Origin of the sequence: Streptomyces hawaiiensis (assembly GCF_004803895.1) — a bacterium.
GTDB classification, from domain to species: domain Bacteria; phylum Actinomycetota; class Actinomycetes; order Streptomycetales; family Streptomycetaceae; genus Streptomyces; species Streptomyces hawaiiensis.
The window spans coordinates 1,155,735-1,171,740 of the sequence record NZ_CP021978.1; the positions used below are offsets into that span (position 1 = coordinate 1,155,735).

The 16,006-nt window shown below is 70.1% G+C and carries 15 protein-coding genes; 3 read left to right on the plus strand and 12 right to left on the minus strand.

Annotated features, from left to right (window positions below; genetic code table 11):
• Positions 1 to 43: 43 nt before the first annotated feature.
• On the minus strand, positions 44 to 739 hold the full coding sequence (locus CEB94_RS05365) for a TetR/AcrR family transcriptional regulator (RefSeq protein WP_175431062.1): 696 nt from the start codon (positions 737 to 739) through the stop codon (positions 44 to 46).
• A 191-nt stretch (positions 740 to 930) separates the two neighbouring features.
• Here CEB94_RS05365 and CEB94_RS05370 point away from each other — a divergent pair, with 191 nt between their 5' ends.
• On the plus strand, positions 931 to 1,380 hold the full coding sequence (locus CEB94_RS05370) for a nitroreductase family deazaflavin-dependent oxidoreductase (protein ID WP_175431063.1): 450 nt from the start codon (positions 931 to 933) through the stop codon (positions 1,378 to 1,380).
• On the opposite strand, the gene CEB94_RS05375 is transcribed toward CEB94_RS05370, so the two are convergent.
• Entirely contained in the window at positions 1,364 to 2,605 is a 1,242-nt protein-coding gene (locus tag CEB94_RS05375) for a geranylgeranyl reductase family protein (RefSeq protein WP_175431064.1), read from the minus strand. The genes CEB94_RS05370 and CEB94_RS05375 overlap by 17 nt on opposite strands.
• Positions 2,606 to 2,795: 190 nt before the next feature.
• Here CEB94_RS05375 and CEB94_RS05380 point away from each other — a divergent pair, with 190 nt between their 5' ends.
• Together CEB94_RS05380 and CEB94_RS05385 are read left to right on the plus strand one after the other, a co-directional pair.
• Positions 2,796 to 4,151 (plus strand): dipeptidase, encoded by a 1,356-nt coding sequence (locus tag CEB94_RS05380; RefSeq protein WP_175431065.1) that lies wholly within the window; start codon positions 2,796 to 2,798, stop codon positions 4,149 to 4,151.
• Positions 4,152 to 4,211: 60 nt separating this feature from the next.
• Complete coding sequence (locus CEB94_RS05385) at positions 4,212 to 4,922, plus strand: MBL fold metallo-hydrolase (RefSeq protein ID WP_175431066.1); 711 nt, start codon at positions 4,212 to 4,214, stop codon at positions 4,920 to 4,922.
• A 43-nt stretch (positions 4,923 to 4,965) separates the two neighbouring features.
• Here the strand turns inward: CEB94_RS05385 and CEB94_RS05390 are convergent, their stop codons facing one another.
• From CEB94_RS05390 to CEB94_RS05435, 10 genes are all read right to left on the minus strand, one after another.
• Positions 4,966 to 6,051, minus strand: a complete 1,086-nt coding sequence (locus CEB94_RS05390) for an ABC transporter ATP-binding protein (RefSeq protein WP_175431067.1) — start codon at positions 6,049 to 6,051, stop codon at positions 4,966 to 4,968.
• Between the two features lie 26 nt (positions 6,052 to 6,077).
• Complete coding sequence (locus CEB94_RS05395; RefSeq protein WP_175431068.1) at positions 6,078 to 7,178, minus strand: ABC transporter ATP-binding protein; 1,101 nt, start codon at positions 7,176 to 7,178, stop codon at positions 6,078 to 6,080.
• 26 nt (positions 7,179 to 7,204) lie between these two features.
• The gene (locus tag CEB94_RS05400) at positions 7,205 to 8,197 is read right to left on the minus strand and encodes an ABC transporter permease (RefSeq protein ID WP_175431069.1); all 993 of its coding nucleotides are present in this window, start codon (positions 8,195 to 8,197) and stop codon (positions 7,205 to 7,207) included.
• Between the two features lie 74 nt (positions 8,198 to 8,271).
• Entirely contained in the window at positions 8,272 to 9,948 is a 1,677-nt protein-coding gene (locus tag CEB94_RS05405) for an ABC transporter substrate-binding protein (RefSeq protein ID WP_175431070.1), read from the minus strand.
• Positions 9,949 to 10,025: 77 nt separating this feature from the next.
• Positions 10,026 to 11,057 (minus strand): ABC transporter permease, encoded by a 1,032-nt coding sequence (locus tag CEB94_RS05410; RefSeq protein WP_175431071.1) that lies wholly within the window; start codon positions 11,055 to 11,057, stop codon positions 10,026 to 10,028.
• A gap of 306 nt (positions 11,058 to 11,363) precedes the next feature.
• Positions 11,364 to 12,407: an NUDIX hydrolase gene (locus CEB94_RS05415; protein WP_175431072.1), complete on the minus strand. Its 1,044-nt coding sequence runs from the start codon at positions 12,405 to 12,407 to the stop codon at positions 11,364 to 11,366.
• A 147-nt stretch (positions 12,408 to 12,554) separates the two neighbouring features.
• Positions 12,555 to 12,785 carry a hypothetical protein gene (locus CEB94_RS05420; protein ID WP_175431073.1) on the minus strand — a complete coding sequence of 77 codons (231 nt, stop codon included), beginning with the start codon at positions 12,783 to 12,785 and terminating at the stop codon, positions 12,555 to 12,557.
• 67 nt (positions 12,786 to 12,852) lie between these two features.
• Complete coding sequence (locus CEB94_RS05425) at positions 12,853 to 13,089, minus strand: hypothetical protein (protein WP_175431074.1); 237 nt, start codon at positions 13,087 to 13,089, stop codon at positions 12,853 to 12,855.
• 50 nt (positions 13,090 to 13,139) lie between these two features.
• Positions 13,140 to 13,415: a hypothetical protein gene (locus CEB94_RS05430; RefSeq protein ID WP_175431075.1), complete on the minus strand. Its 276-nt coding sequence runs from the start codon at positions 13,413 to 13,415 to the stop codon at positions 13,140 to 13,142.
• Between the two features lie 143 nt (positions 13,416 to 13,558).
• The gene (locus tag CEB94_RS05435; protein WP_175431076.1) at positions 13,559 to 15,952 is read right to left on the minus strand and encodes an ATP-binding cassette domain-containing protein; all 2,394 of its coding nucleotides are present in this window, start codon (positions 15,950 to 15,952) and stop codon (positions 13,559 to 13,561) included.
• Between the last annotated feature and the right edge of the window lie 54 nt (positions 15,953 to 16,006).

Consider the following 16,006-nt stretch of genomic DNA (forward strand, 5'->3'; position numbering starts at 1 on the left):
CGCGTACTCCCCGGGAAGTACGCGAGCTCACCGCGCCGGCGGCTCACGCGGGCCCGGGTACCAGCCCCACTCCCCGGGCGAGTTGCCCCACCGCGTGCCGGAAGAACGCCTCCCGGTCCTCCACCACCCGGTTGAACTGGCCGAACAGCTCGAAGCCGACCAGTCCGTACAGCTGGGCCCAGGCCGCGACGAGCGCTGTCACGACCTCCGGGGGGACGTCGGGGGCGAAGTCGGCGACCATCCGTTCGGCCGTCGGGCGGAGGTCGGCCGGGAGCGAGGGCCGAGCCAGACCCGGGCTCCGGTGGGCGTCGCGGGCGATGCCGATGAGCAGGAGGCCGACGCGGGCGGCGGCCGGGACGGTGATGTCGGGGGCCGTGTAGCCGGGGACGGGCGTCCCGTAGATCAGCGCGTACTCGTGCGGGTGCTCCAGCGCCCAGCCCCGCACCGCCTCGCAGACCGCGATCCAGCGCTCGAAGAGGCCGCCGGCCGCAGCGCCGTGGGCCGCCTCGGCACTCTCGCCGAGGGAGTCGTAGGCGTCGATGATGAGAGCGGTCAGCAGGTCGTCACGGCTCGGGAAGTAGCGGTACAGCGCGGAGGAGACCATGCCGAGCTCCCGGGCCACGGCCCGCAGGGAGAGCCGGGCGGCGCCCTGCGCCGCGAGCTGCCTGCGGGCCTCGTCCTTGATGGCCGCGGTGACTTCGATCCTCGCCCGGGCACGGGCGCCGTGTGCGGTGCTCATGCCGGGCAGTCTCCCACGGGAACAGAGCAGTGCCCACAAACGAGAGCCGTGCACATAAAGGAGAGCGATGCATACAAAAGAGAGCAGTGCTCTTGCGCTGGTGTGAGGGCGTCGTGCAAACTGACGCAAGACAGAGCGAGAGCAGTGCTCACAGAAGAGAGCACCGCTTCGCCGCCACCCGAGGGGGCACCATGTCCACGCACGTCCAGAAGCCCGGCTGGTTCACCGTCAACGTCTTCAACCGCGTCGTGGCCTGGATGACCCGCCGCGGCATCAGCGTCTGGGGCTCCCGAGTCCTCGCCGTCCGCGGCCGCAAGAGCGGCCAGTGGCGCACCACCCCGGTCAACCTGCTGGCCCTGGACGGCAAGCAGTACCTGGTCGCCCCCCGCGGCCATGTGCAGTGGACGCACAACATGCGTGCCGCGGGCGGCGGCGAACTGCACCTCGGCAAGCGCGTGGACGCCTTCACCGCGGCCGAGGTGGGCGACGACGACAAGACCCCGATCCTGCGCGCCTACCTCAAGCGCTGGAAGGCGGAGGTCGGGGTCTTCTTCAACGGAGTCGGCCCCGACTCCCCGGACGAGCAGCTGCGCCGCATCGCCCCGGACCACCCGGTCTTCGAGATCACTCCGGTGAGCTGACCTCGCCGCCCGTCGCGGGACGGCGGTCCAGCGCGGCCAGGGCCCGCTGGGCCATCGGATGCGTGCGGACGAGGTCACCCAGCGAGGTCTTGCCCTGGGTGATGTCCTTGAACGCCTTCCAGGCGGGGCGCAGGCCCGTCAGGCCCGCGTGGAACAGGCCGGGGCGGCGCTCGAACGCCGCCAGCATCCGCTTGCCGACGCTCATCTCCACCCCGAGTCCGGCCTTGACGGCGAACGCGTAGTTGAGGGCCTGCCGGCGCGTGTCCACGGCGTCGTGCGCCTCGGCGATCCGCACCGCCCACTCCCCCGCGAGCCGGCCGGACCGCAGCGCGAAGGAGATGCCCTCACGGGTCCACGGCTCCAGCAGCCCCGCCGCGTCACCGCACACCAGCACCCGTCCGCGCGACAGCGGCGAGTCGTCGGCGCGGCAGCGGGTCAAGTGCCCCGAGGACATGCTCGGTTCGAAGCCGGCGAGGCCCAGCCGTCCGATGAACTCCTCCAAGTACCGCTTCGTCGCGGCGCCTTCGCCACGGGCCGAGATCACCCCGACCGTCAGGGTGTCGCCCTTGGGGAACACCCAGCCGTAACTGCCGGGCATGGGGCCCCAGTCGATGAGCACCCGGCCCTTCCAGTCCTCGGTGACGGTCTCCGGCACCGGGATCTCCGCCTCCAGGCCGAGATCCACCTGGCTGAGCTTGACGCCGACATGCGCCCCTATGCGGCTGGCGCTGCCGTCCGCCCCGACGACGGCCCGGGCGAGCAGGACCTCGCCGCCCTGCAGGACGACGGCGACCGTGCGCCGGTCCGGGACCGTCGAGCCGTGCTGCTCGACCCGCTGGACCGTGACGCCCGTGCGCAGCTCGGCGCCCGCCTTCTGCGCGTGCTCGACGAGCTGTTGGTCGAACTCGGCCCGGTTGATCAGCCCGAACAGCATCTGCTTGGAGCGGCGCGTGCGCGTGAAGCGGCCGTTGTTCGAGAACGTCACCGCGTGCACCCGGTCTCGGAGCGGCAGCTCGAAGCCGGGCGGCAGGGCGTCGCGCGAGGGGCCGATGATGCCGCCGCCGCACGTCTTGTAGCGCGGCAGCTCCGCCTTCTCCAGCAGCAGCACGCGTCTGCCGGCCACCGCCGCCGCGTACGCGGCCGAAGCGCCCGCGGGTCCCGCGCCCACCACGACGACGTCCCACACCTGACGCACCTCGTCCGCCGAAGAGTTCTCGCTGCTCACGATGGTCTACTGCTCCCGATCAAGCCGCCTGCCGCTGTCTCCCGCATCCTACGGCGGCGGTCACCGCAGGCCGCTGTGGGAGGATCGGCGACGTGGGCGGCCCTTACAAGGAGCCGCGCCCGCACCACACGATCACCGCGTACCGAGAGGTACGCATCCGTACAACGTCGCACCCACGAGGAGCGTGCCCATGTCGTCGAATCCGGTCGCCGAGACCGTCGCCTCGCTGATGCCCAGGGCGAGGGAGGAGCTCACCGAACTGGTGGCCTTCCGGTCGGTGGCTGACTTCGACCAGTTCCCGAGGAGTGAGAGCGAGGGCGCCGCCCGCTGGGTCGCGGACGCGCTCGCCGCCGAGGGCTTCGAGGACGTGGCCCTGCTCGACACCCCGGACGGCACGCAGTCGGTCTACGGCTACCTGCCCGGTCCGGCGGGCGCGAAGACCGTCCTGCTCTACGCCCACTACGACGTGCAGCCGCCGCTGGACGAGGCCGCCTGGACGACACCGCCGTTCGAGCTGACCGAGCGGGACGGGCGCTGGTACGGGCGTGGGGCAGCCGACTGCAAGGGCGGCCTGATCATGCACCTGCTGGCGCTGCGCGCGCTGAAGGCGAACGGCGGCGTGCCCGTCGGCGTCAAGGTGATCGCCGAGGGCTCGGAGGAGATGGGCACGGGCGGTCTGGAGCGGTACGCCGAGGAGCACCCGGAGCTGCTGGAGGCGGACACGATCGTCATCGGCGACGCGGGCAACTTCCGAGTCGGCCTGCCGACCGTCACCTCCACCCTGCGCGGCATGACGCTGGTGCGGCTGCGGGTCGACACGCTCGCGGGCAACCTGCACTCGGGCCAGTTCGGCGGTGCCGCGCCCGACGCGCTGGCCGCCCTGATCCGCGTGCTGGACTCGCTGCGCGCCGAGGACGGTTCGACGACCGTCGAGGGGCTCTCCGGGGGCGCGGACTGGGAGGGGCTGCAGTACGAGGAGGAGCAGTTCCGGCAGGACGCCAAGGTTCTGGACGGTGTGGAGCTGATCGGGTCCGGATCGGTCGCCGACCGGATCTGGGCGCGGCCGGCCGTCACGGTCATCGGCATCGACTGCCCGCCGGTCGTGGGGGCCACCCCGTCCGTGCAGGCGAGCGCCCGTGCGCTGATCAGCCTGCGGGTGCCGCCGGGGGCGGACGCGGGCGCGGCGACCAAGCTGCTCCAGGCGCACCTGGAGGCGCACACACCGTGGGGTGCGCGGGTGAGTATCGAGCAGGTCGGCCAGGGCCAGCCGTTCCGCGCCGACACCACCAGCCCTGCCTACCAGGCCATGGCGGCCGCGATGGCGGTGGCCTACCCGGGGCAGGAGATGCAGTACGCGGGGCAGGGTGGCTCCATCCCGCTGTGCAACACGCTGGCCGCCCTCTACCCGCGTGCGGAGATCCTGCTCATCGGGCTGAGCGAGCCGGAGGCCCAGATCCACGCGGTCAACGAGAGCGTGTCCCCCGAGGAGCTGGAGCGGCTGTCGGTGGCGGAGGCGCTGTTCCTGCGGAACTACGCGGCGAGCTGACCGCTCTGCCCTCAGCCAAGGCCCTCGTCCTCGGACGGGGGCCTTGCCTACGGTCGTCCCATGGACGTCATCGAGCTGCTCCCCCGCCTGCATCTGCTGCGCTTCCCGGTCGGTCAGGCCTACCTCTGGCGCGACGGCGGTGAACTGACGCTGGTCGACGCCGGCCCGGCCGGCTCCGGCGCCCCGATCGCCGAGGCGGTGACCGCCCTCGGGCTGCACCCCCGGGACGTGCGGCGGATCGTGCTCACCCACTTCCACGAGGACCACGCGGGCGGGGCGGGCGAGTTCGCCGCGCTGAGCGGCGCCGAGGTGCTGGCCCACCGGCTCGACGCGCCTGCCGTACGCGGGGACGTCCCGGGCCCGCCGCCGGTGTTCGAGGACTGGGAGCGGCCGCTGCACGAGCAGGCCGCGAAGCTCCTGCCCGAGGGCGACTTCGCCCGGCCCCGGCAGGTCACCGAGGTGTCCGACGGCGACGTGCTGGACGTGGGCGGCGGGGCGCAGGTCGTGCATGTCCCGGGGCACACGCACGGCAGCATCGCACTCCATCTCCCGGAGCACGGGGTGCTGTTCACGGGTGACACGGTCGCCGCGTCACCCGTGGACGGCACGGTGATGCCGGGGGTGTTCAACCTCGATCGTGAGCAGGTTCTCGCGGCCTGTCTGCGCCTGGCCGGACTGGAGGCGGACGTGGCATGTTTTGGACACGGTGAACCGGTGACGGGGCGGGCGGCCCGGGCGCTGCGGAACGCGGCGCTCGGGCGGTCCGCCTAGGGCCTGAGGCCGCGCGACGCCGGCATGATCCGAACGATGGGCCCTAGCCGAGCGCCGGGTCCAGGACGATGTCCTCCTCGCGTGGCGCGACGGTCGGCTCCTCGGGGAAGTGGCAGGCGGTCAGATGACCCGAGGGGCTGCCCTCGACGCGCACCAGTCGCGGTTCCTCGAGGGCGCATTTGGCCTGTGCCTTCCAGCAGCGGGTGCGGAAGCGGCAGCCGGAGGGCGGGTCGATCGGCGAGGGCACGTCCCCGGCCAGCCGGATGCGTTCGCGCCGCTCGACGGCGTCCGGGTCGGCCTCGGGTACGGCGGACAGCAGCGCGTGCGTGTAGGGGTGCCGGGGCCGGGTGTAGAGCGACTCCCGCTCGGCGACCTCGACGATCTTGCCGAGGTACATCACGGCGACCCGCTCGGAGAAGTGCCGCACGACGGCGAGGTCGTGGGCGATGAAGAGGAAGGCGATGCCGAACTCCCGCTGGAGGTCCTGGAGCAGGTTGACGACCTGCGCCTGGATGGAGACGTCCAGCGCGGAGACGGGTTCGTCGGCCACGATCAGCTTCGGCCGCAGGGCGAGGGCGCGGGCGATGCCGATGCGCTGGCGCTGACCGCCGGAGAACTCGTTCGGATAGCGGTTGTAGTGCTCGGGATTGAGCCCGACCGTCTCCAGGAGTTCCTGAGCGCGCTTCTTGTGTCCCTGCGGCGGGTTGATGCCGTTGAGCCGCATCGGCGTCTCGATGATGGTGCCGACGGTGTGCCGCGGGTTCAGCGACGAGTACGGGTCCTGGAAGATCATCTGGAGGTTGCGGCGGGCCTCCCGCATCCGCCCGGGCGACTGGTGGGAGATGTCCTCGCCGTCGAACACGACGGAGCCGCCGGTGGGTTCGAGCAGCCGGGTGATCAGTCGGCCCGTGGTCGACTTGCCGCAGCCGGACTCGCCGACCAGGCCCAGCGACTCGCCGGGCCCGACCGAGAAGTCGATGCCGTCGACGGCGCGGACGGCCCCGATCTGCCGCTGGAAGATGATGCCCTGCCGGATCGGGAAGTGCTTCTGCAGACCGCGTACCTCCAGGAGGTTCTCGCCGGCGGGGCGGTCGGTGCTCTGCCCGGTGAGGGGCTCGGTGGTGCTCACGGCATGTTCCCTTTCGTCCGCCGCCGTCACTGCGCGGCCCGTGCGGCCGCGGCGCCCCGGTCGTCCGGGCCAGCCCCGCCGCGGATCTCCTGCTTGGCGTCGTCGCTGAGATGGCACGCTGCGAGGTGCTGTCCGCTGCCGGAGACGAGACGCAGCTCGGGCCGCTCCGCCGTGGAACCGCCCTCCGGCACCCAGCCCTTGTAGGCGCAGCGCGGGTGGAAGGAGCAGCCGTCCGGCAGGTTGATCAGGCTCGGCGGGGTGCCGGGGATCGGGTTGAGCCGTTCGCCGACATCGCCGCTGAGGTGCGGCATCGACTGCAACAGGCCCCAGGTGTAGGGGTGCTGGGGCTGCTTGAGGACGTCGCGGGTGGTGCCGTACTCGATGCGGCGGCCGCCGTACATCACCAGGATGTCGTCGGCGACGTCGGCGACCACACCGAGGTCGTGCGTGATGATGACGACGGCGGAGCCGAACTCCTCCTGGAGATCGCGGATCAGGTCCAGGATCTGCGCCTGGACGGTGACGTCCAGGGCGGTGGTGGGTTCGTCGGCGATGAGCAGCTCGGGGTCGCACACCAGCGACATGGCGATCATGGCGCGCTGGCGCATACCGCCGGAGAACTGGTGCGGGTAGTCCCTGACCCGGCGTTCGGGCTGCGGGATGCCGACCCGCCTCAGCATCTCCACCGCGCGGTCCTTCGCCTCCTTTTTGGAGACCTTGTGGTGCACCCGGTAGGCCTCGGCGATCTGGGAGCCGACGGTGAAGAAGGGGTGCAGCGCGGACAGCGGGTCCTGGAAGATCATGGAGACCGTCCGGCCGCGCAGGGCGCGCATCCCGGCCTCGGGCAGGGCGACGAGTTCCCTGCCCTCCAGCCAGATCTCGCCGGAGACCTGGGCACGGGTGCCCTTGTGCAGTCCGAGCAGGGCCAGTGAGGTCACCGACTTGCCGGAGCCGGACTCGCCGACGATGCCGAGGGTCCTGCCCTTCTCCAGGGTGAAGGAGACGCCGTCGACCGACTTGACGAGGCCGTCCTCGGTCGGGAAGTGCACCCTCAGGTCGCGTACGTCGAGGAAGGGTGCGGGCGCGGGCGCGACGTCCGCGGGCTGCGGTGAGGTCTGAACGGACACGGGTGTTCCTAAGGACGAAGAAGGGCTCAGGCGAGGCGAACGCGCGGGTCGACGAGGCCGTACACGAGGTCGACGACGACGTTGGCGAGGACGACGAACGTCGCGGCGAAGAGCGTGGTGCCGAGGATGACCGGCAGGTCGGAGTTCTGGACGGAGTCGACCGCGAGCTTGCCGATGCCGTTGATGCCGAACACCGACTCGGTGATGACCGCGGAGCCGCCGATCAGGGAGCCGACGTCCATGCCGAAGATGGTGATGATCGGGGTGATGGCTGCCCGCAGCCCGTGTTTGAGGACGACTGTGGAAGCCGGCAGGCCCTTGGCGCGGGCGGTGCGCATGTAGTCCTCGGCGAAGACCTCCAGCATGGAGGAGCGGCTGAGCCGGGTGTACATCGCGAGGTAGACGATGACCAGGGTGGCCCAGGGCAGGATCAGTCCCTCGAACCAGCCGGCCGGGTCCTCGGTGATCGGCGTGTAGCCGGAGGTCGGCAGGATCTGGAACTTGTCGACGAACACGTACAGCAGGAGCAGACCGATGAAGTAGATCTGCACCGACACGCCGAACAGGGCCAGTCCGACCGCCGCCTTGTCGGCGGCCCTGCCCCTGCGCACCGCTGCGACGGTACCGAGGCCGACACCCAGGACCAGGAACGCCACCGCGGCGCCGAGACCGAGGGAGAGGTCCGCCGGGAAGTCCTGGAGCAGCGTGGTCAGGACGGGGGTGTCGGTCTGGAAGGAGACGCCGAGGCAGGGCGCGCCGCAGTGGATGCTGACGCTCTGGTCGCCGAAGGTACGGCCGACGAACAGTCCCTTGAGGAACTCCCAGTACTGGGTGAGGTAGCTCTGGTCCAGGCCCAGCGAGTGCTTGATCTCGGCGAGGCGGGAGGGCGAGCAGGTCTTTCCGCAGGCCAGGAGTGCGGGGTCGGACGGCAGCGCGAAGAAGATGAAGAAGGTGATCGTGGTGATCACCAGCATGATCAGGGCCGCTGCCAGCAGGCGTCTGACGAGGTAACGAAACATGGGGTGCCGGGACCTGACGTGAGTGGGCTGCCCGCCGGCGGCCGGGACCGCCGGCGGGGTTCAGAGGAGATGCGTCAGTGCTTGACGTAGACGTGGACCAGGCTCGGCTCGGCCACGATCGAGTCGGGGATGACCCCGCCGACCTTGGAGCCGGACATCTCGCTGAAGTTCATGTACATCAGCGGGACCACGGCGGCGTCCTTCAGGATCTGCTCGTCCATCTGGCCGTAGACCGCGTTGCGCTGCGTGATGTCGGTCATCTTCGCGGCCTTGTCGATCAGTGCGTTGACCTTCGGGTCGTTCAGGTACGACTGGTCCTGGTTGGCCTGCGGGTTCTTCTTGATCAGCCGGCCGTCGAAGAGGGTGGGCAGCACCGTGGAGGCGTTCGGCCAGTCGGCGATCCAGTCGACCCAGGTCAGGTCGTACTGGTTCTTCACGTTGTCGACGGTGCTGAAGTAGTTCGACGCGTTGATGGGGGTGATGTTGACGGTGATGCCGATCCGTCCCAGCGCGGTCTTCACCGCGTCGGCGAAGTGCTCCTCGGTGGCGGTGTTCTCCACGGCGATCGACATGGTCGGCTTCGGGTTGCCGGCCTGCTTCATCAGTGCCTTGGCCTTGGCGAGGTTGCCCGCCGGGTTGGCGCTGTACAGGTTGAACTTCTTGTAGCCGCCGATGCCGGGGCTCAGCATGGTGCTGGCGTAGTCGCCGTACGCGGAGCCGCCGAAGGCGCCGCGGGCCGTGGTCTTGTCGAGGGCGTACTCGATCGCCTGGCGGACCCGGAGGTCCTTGACGCGGGTGGTGTTGATCGCCAGGTAGTTGATGCCGGGCGCCGGGATCTTGTAGTAACGGCTCTTCAGAGACGGGTCGTTGGCGAGCTGGGACAGGTCGGAGCCCGCGATCGGCCACTGCTGGATCGAGGTCTGGGCGGTGCCGGCGTCGGCCTTGAGCTGCTGGTCGATGGCGGCCTCGTCCTGCCCGAACTTGACGTCCATCTCGTCGACGTTCTGCTGCCGTATCGGGTCGGTCGACTGCGACCAGTGCTGGTTTTTGGCGAGAACGAGTTCCTTGTTCTTGGTGTACGACTTGATCATGTACGGGCCGTCGGACCAGACCTTGGTGTCGTAGGTCGAGCCGGTGTCGTGGGCCTTGGGCACGGCGGACCAGCCGGTCATCGTGGTTGTCTCGTTGAAGTCGGCCACCGGTTGGTTCAGGTGGAAGACGATCGTGTACTTGTCGGGCGTCTGGATGGAGCCGAGCTCCTTGCCCTGGTACGGGCCCTTGTAGTCGGCGCCGCCGACGAGCCACTGGGCCGCGTAGGGCGGGCCGCCGTTGATGTCGGAGGAGAAGAACCGCTCGACGCCGTACTTCACGTCGGGTGCGGTGACCTCGGTGCCGTCCTGGTACTTGACCCCGTGCCGCAGGTGGAAGGTCCAGACCGTGGCGCCCTTGCTGGCGGTTCCGGTGTCGGTGGCCAGGTCGCCGACCAGCTTCGGCTTCGGCCCCGTCTCGTCCCAGCCGGTGAGGGTGCGGACGATCTCCTGGTCCATGCTCTGGCCCTCGGTCGTGTAGACGCGCTGAGGGTCGAGGTGGTCGTAGTCCGCCTTGTTCAGGATGGTCAGGGTGCCACCCTTGCCGGGCGTGCCACTGCCGCTGTTGCCGGAGGACCCTCCGCATGCGGTGGCCCCCAGGGCGATCGCCACGGCGGTTGCCGTGAGAGCGACCGTGCGCGATCTGCGCGTGCTGCGCGTCATTGAGGAAACTCCGTTTCTTGCTACGGGCTCGGCGGTCGTTCGTGGGACCGCCGGGCCGAAACTCGGGGGGTGGCTTGTCAGCCGCGCCGGGCGCGGGGATCCAGGGCGTCCCGGACGCCGTCCCCGAGAAGGTTGAGCGCCAGGACCAGAAGGAGGAGCAGGACGCCGGGCACGAAGAGGTACATCGGGTCCTGCAGGAAGAACTGGGAGGCGTCCGACAGCAGGGCTCCCCAGTCGGGGTTGGGCGGGATGACGCCGACGCCCAGGTAGGACAGGGCCGCCTCGGTGGTGATGTTCTGCGGGACGGCGAGCGCGAAGGAGATCAGGATCGGCGCCCACAGGTTGGGCAGCAGCTGCCGGAAGAGGATGTGCCGCCGGCCGGCGCTCATCAGCCGTGCGGCGTCGACGAACTCCCGCTCGCGCAGGGACAGCACCTGCCCTCGCACCAGCCGGGCGGTGTACGCCCAGGCGAAGACCGAGATGTTGAGGACCAGGACGAGCAGCCGGAGGTTCTCGTCGGTGCCGCCGTGGCTGTTGGTCTGCAGCGCGTTCTGGATCACCGGGGTGAGCGCGATGATGAACAGCAGCTGCGGGAAGGCCAGCATCACGTCCATGACGCGGGAGAGCAAGGAGTCGACCCAGCCGCCGAAATAGCCGGCGGCGAGCCCGGCCACGACGCCGACCACGGTGGACAGCACGGCCGAGGCGAATCCCACGTAGAGGGACGTGCGCAGACCATAGACGATGCGGGCGAACAGGTCGTATCCCGTGCCCGGTTCGACGCCGAGCAGGTGCTCGGCGCTGATGCCGCCCAGCGATCCGTAGGGGAAATTACCCGTGTCCGGATTGATCGCCTTGTTGTCGGGGGTGATCGGTCCCCAGCCGGTCACCGCGGTGAGGACCGGCGCGAGCAGTGCGATCGCGATGAACAGGAGGGTGGCCGCCAGGGCAACCGTGGTGACCTTGTCCCGCCTGATCCGCCTCCAGGCCATCCGGGCCGGTGAGCGTCCGGCGACGACCGTGCCGCCGGGTCTGGAGTCCTGCGTCGACGGCTCGGTCAGCAGCGCGGTGCCGCCGCCGGGGTCGACCGGCTGGTGTTGCGTGGTCATCGTACGGACATCCCGGATCTGCCCCTGGGGCAAGGAAATTGGGTGGCGGTCGTAAGTGCCGCCGTGAGACATTGCGGACTTTCGCAATGCCGTGCGAGTCCGGTCAAGCCGCGCAGGGGTCAGAAAAGGGATTGTTTGCGCTCATGGAAAAGTGTTGACGAGAATGGGGAATGTGATTGCCCGCAGCGTGAAGGATTGCGGGAGATTCCTTGGGCAGTGATTGGCCGTGGCCGCGGCGCCGTTTCCTCTTGCTTTTCCCTCGGAATCCCCCGCGCCGGGTAAAGGGCGCTTCGACGGGGGCCGGCGTCAGCCGACCGGCACCCCGGCCTCCAGATAGAGCGCCGCTCCGCGTTCGCGTGCCCGCAGGGCCCAGCGCAGCCGCTCGTAGCGCACCGGGGGCAGCAGCTCGGCGGCCTCCTCCTCGGTGACGAACCGCCAGGCGCGCAGCTCCGGGCCCGGCAGCAGCAGCCGGCCGGCCTCCGCGGAATGCAGGAGACCGCCGTCGAAGAGGAGGCGCAGGCCGCCGTATCCGGGGGGTGCGGGGCGCTCCCAGTCGACGACGAGCAGGCTCGGCACCTCGTCGAGGCTGATGCCGGTCTCCTCGGCGACCTCGCGCATCCCGGCGCGTGCGGGCGCCTCGCCGGGTTCGACGACGCCGCCGGGGAACTCCCAGCCGGCCTTGTACGTGGGGTCGACGAGCAGCACCCGGCCCTGCTCGTCGAAGAGGAGCACTCCGGCGGCGACGGTCTCGGCGGTGGGCTCGGGCGTCTGCACGATGTCGCAGACGGGCACGGCACCGCTGGAGACGGCCTCGGCGATCCGGACGGCCGTCTCGTACGGCGTGAGGTCGCCGGTGTCGACCGGGTGGGCGTCCGTGGTGAGCCAGGAGGCGAGGGCGGCCCGGTACGGCTCGATGTGGTCGGAGGACCACTGGCGTATTCGTATCTCGCCGTCGGGCAGGTCTCGCGGAACCTCACGGGCCGCTATGCGCTCCCGCAGTATCGTTTCGGCCGGAGCGAGCAGGATGTGGTTGACCGGAATCCTGCGCGCGGCCAGGCCGCCGAAGATCTCGTCGCGGTACTCCTGGCGCAGCAGGGTCATGGGGACGACCAGGGTCCCGCCGAGCTCGGCGAGCATCGCGGCCGCGGTGTCGATCACGAGCCGTCGCCAGATCGGCAGGTCCTGGAAGTCGCCGGCTTCGGCGAGGCGTTTGGGCGGCAGCAGGTGGGCGAGCGCGCCGCCGATGACCTCCGGGTCGAAGAGCGTGCTGTTCGGGATCAGTTCGATCAGCTCCCGTGCGGTGGTGGTCTTCCCCGCACCGAACGCGCCGTTGATCCAGACGACGGTCACAGGTCCCCCTCTTCTGTTGGCCCCCTGAGGCTTGCCCGCTTCACCCTGCCACGGAAACCAGCCGCAGTTGAGGGCGCATGACGACGGCGCCGGCGCCCCCCTCAGTCGGGGAGCGCCGACGCCGTGGGCCGTAGCCGGAGCGGCTCGTCAGCCCTTCTTCTGGGCACCCTTCTTCTGGGCACCCTTCTTCTTCTTCTGGACGCCATCCTTCCTGTCCACGGACAGGCCGTCCCTGGCCACGGTCTGGTCGAGCGTCTTGAGGGTCTCGTCCACGTTGATGGCGGGGAGCGTTTCTCCGATGGCGTGGGACGGGGTGACCGCCGCGACGACGAAGCCGGTGGCGAGGGAGGCGATGGCGAGCATGCTGCGCTTCTTCATGCCCGACACAACGGCCGGACCCGCTCCGGAGTCACGCAGCCGCGCACGACCGGGCGAAAGCGGGGCTTCACGCGGGGTCACCGTCGCGGTCGGTGCCCCACACTCCGGAACCCCCGCCGCGCCACTCGATCAGCCCCGTGGCCACCACGTACGCCTCGTCCGCGTCCTCGATCCCGGCTCGCCGCAGGAACTCGGCGACGTCGAGCGGCCCGTAGGCGATGCCGAGGAACTGGTCGTCCACACGGACCCGCCGGCCGCCGTCCGCGGCAGGCGGGTAGACCACGACGGGCTTCACGGACGCCATGGCACCAGGGTGCGCGGGAGCGGTGCCGGCCGCGCGCCGGACTGGGCCGTTCAGCCCGCCTTCCGCGTCTGCCGGAACTCGTGGACGTCGGCGGTGAGGGTGCCGTCGTGCTGCTCGTAGTGGGACAGTGCGAGGCCGAGGCCGAAGAAGGTGGGGGCCCATTCGCCGACGAAGATGCCCCAGCGGTCGGCACGGGCGAGGCCGGTGCCGGCTTCCATCTTCAGGGAGCCCACCCAGGCGACGACGCTGAGACCGATGGAGGCCATGCCGGCCATGTAGGCGTGCTCGCTGCGGACGCCCATCTCGTGCATCTTCTTGATGATCATCAGCGGCTCCGTTCCGTGGGGGATTCAGGAGACGGAGTGCCCTCGACTGGCGCCGATATTCGCCCGATTTGCGGCTTATGTTCGATACGGGGGCCGTGAGGCGGGCCCTGGAGCGCTCGCCTCACGGCCCCCGAAGACCTCCGTCAGGCGCCCACGTAGGCCGCCAGATGCTCCCCGGTCAGCGTGGAGCGGGCCTCGACGAGGTCGGCCGGGGTGCCCTCGAAGACGATCCGGCCGCCGTCGTGGCCCGCGCCGGGGCCGAGGTCGATGATCCAGTCGGCGTGTGCCATGACCGCCTGGTGGTGCTCGATCACGATGACCGACTTTCCGGAGTCGACCAGTCGGTCGAGCAGTCCGAGCAGCTGCTCCACGTCCGCCAGGTGCAGACCGGTGGTCGGCTCGTCCAGGACGTACACGCCGCCCTTCTCGCCCATGTGCATAGCCAGCTTGAGCCGCTGCCGCTCGCCGCCGGACAGCGTGGTGAGCGGCTGGCCGAGGGTGAGGTAGCCGAGCCCGACGTCCGCGAGCCGCTCCAGGATCTTGTGCGCGGCGGGCGTGCGGGCCTCGCCGCCGCCGAAGAACTCCTCGGCCTCGGCCACCGGCATCGCCAGCACCTCGCTGATGTCGCGGCCGCCGAGGCGGTACTCCAGCACCGACGCCTCGAACCGCCTGCCCTCGCACTCCTCGCAGGGGGTGGCGACACTCTGCATGATCGCCAGGTCGGTGTAGATGACACCGGCGCCGTTGCAGGTGGGGCAGGCGCCCTCGGAGTTGGCGCTGAACAGCGCCGGCTTCACTCCGTTGGCCTTGGCGAAGGCCTTGCGGATCGGGTCGGCCAGGCCGGTGTACGTCGCCGGGTTGCTGCGCCGGGAGCCGCGGATGGGGGTCTGGTCGATCGCCACCACGCCATCGTCGGCGGGGATCGAGCCGTGCACGAGCGAGCTCTTGCCGGAGCCCGCCACGCCGGTGACGACGGTGAGGACGCCGAGCGGGATGTCGACGTCGACGCCGTGCAGGTTGTTCGCCGTGGCGCCCCGGATCTCCAGCGCGCCGGTGGGCTTGCGGACGGTCGCCTTGATCTTGGCCCGGTCGTCGAAGTGACGGCCGGTGACGGTGTCGCTGCCCCGCAACCCCTCCAGGGTGCCTTCGAAGCAGACGGTGCCGCCCGCCGTGCCGGCGCCGGGGCCGAGGTCCACGACGTGGTCGGCGATGGCGATCGTCTCCGGCTTGTGCTCCACGACGAGGACGGTGTTGCCCTTGTCGCGCAGGCGCAGGAGCAGCTTGTTCATCCGCTCGATGTCATGGGGGTGCAGGCCGATGGACGGCTCGTCGAAGACGTAGGTGACGTCGGTGAGGGAGGACCCGAGGTGGCGGATCATCTTGGTGCGCTGCGCCTCGCCACCGGAGAGCGTGCCCGACGCCCGGTCGAGCGAGAGGTAGCCGAGGCCGATCTCCACGAACGAGTCGAGGGTGTGCTGAAGCTTGGCCAGCAGCGGCGCCACCGACGGCTCCTCGAGCTCTCGCACCCACTCCGCCAGGTCGCGGATCTCCATCGCGCAGGCATCGGCGATGCTGATCTTGCCGATCTTCGAGGAGCGGGCGAGCTCGCTGAGCCGGGTCCCGTCGCACTCGGGGCACCGGGTGAAGGTGACCGCCCGGTCCACGAAGGCCCGGATGTGCGGCTGCATCGACTCGCGGTCCTTGGACAGGAAGGACTTCTGGATCTTCGGGATCAGTCCCTCGTAGGTGAGGTTGACACCGTTGATCTTCACCTTGGTCGGCTCGCGGTAGAGGAAGTCGTGCCGCTCCTTCTTGGTGTACTCGCGGATCGGCTTTTCCTTGTCGAAGAAGCCCGACTCCGCGATGACCCGCACCACCCAGCCGTCCCCGGTGTAGGTGGGGATGGTGAACGGTTCCTCCGAGAGCGACTTGGAGTCGTCGTAGAGCTGGGTGAGATCGATGTCGGAGACCGTCCCCCGGCCCTCGCAGCGCGTGCACATGCCGCCGGTGCGGCTGAAGGACACCTTCTCGGTCCTGGTCTTGTCGGCACCGCGGTCCACGGTGAACCCGCCGCTCGCCGAGACCGAGGCGGTGTTGAAGGAGAACGCGCCGGCCGGGCCGATGTGCGGCGTGCCGAGCCGGCTGAAGAGGATCCGCAGCATGGCGTTGGCGTCGGTGGCGGTGCCGACGGTGGAGCGGGGGTCGGAACCCATGCGCTGCTGGTCGACGGCGATCGCGGTCGTCAGCCCGTCCAGCACGTCGACGTCGGGACGGGCCAGGTTCGGCATGAACCCCTGCAGGAAGGCGCTGTAGGTCTCGTTGATCAACCGCTGCGACTCGGCCGCGATCGTGTCGAACACCAGCGAGCTCTTGCCCGAGCCGGAGACGCCTGTGAACACCGTGAGCCGGCGCTTGGGGATCTCGATGCTGACGTCCCTGAGGTTGTTCTCGCGCGCGCCGTGCACGCGGATCACGTCATGGCTGTCGGCAACGTGCGGCCCGGGCGACTGTCTGTCCGTCGTCATGGCCTTGCTCATGGTGTCTCCATCTGTCGGGCGGGGCTGCCGCGCTCGGACTGTCTCGTTCCCCCG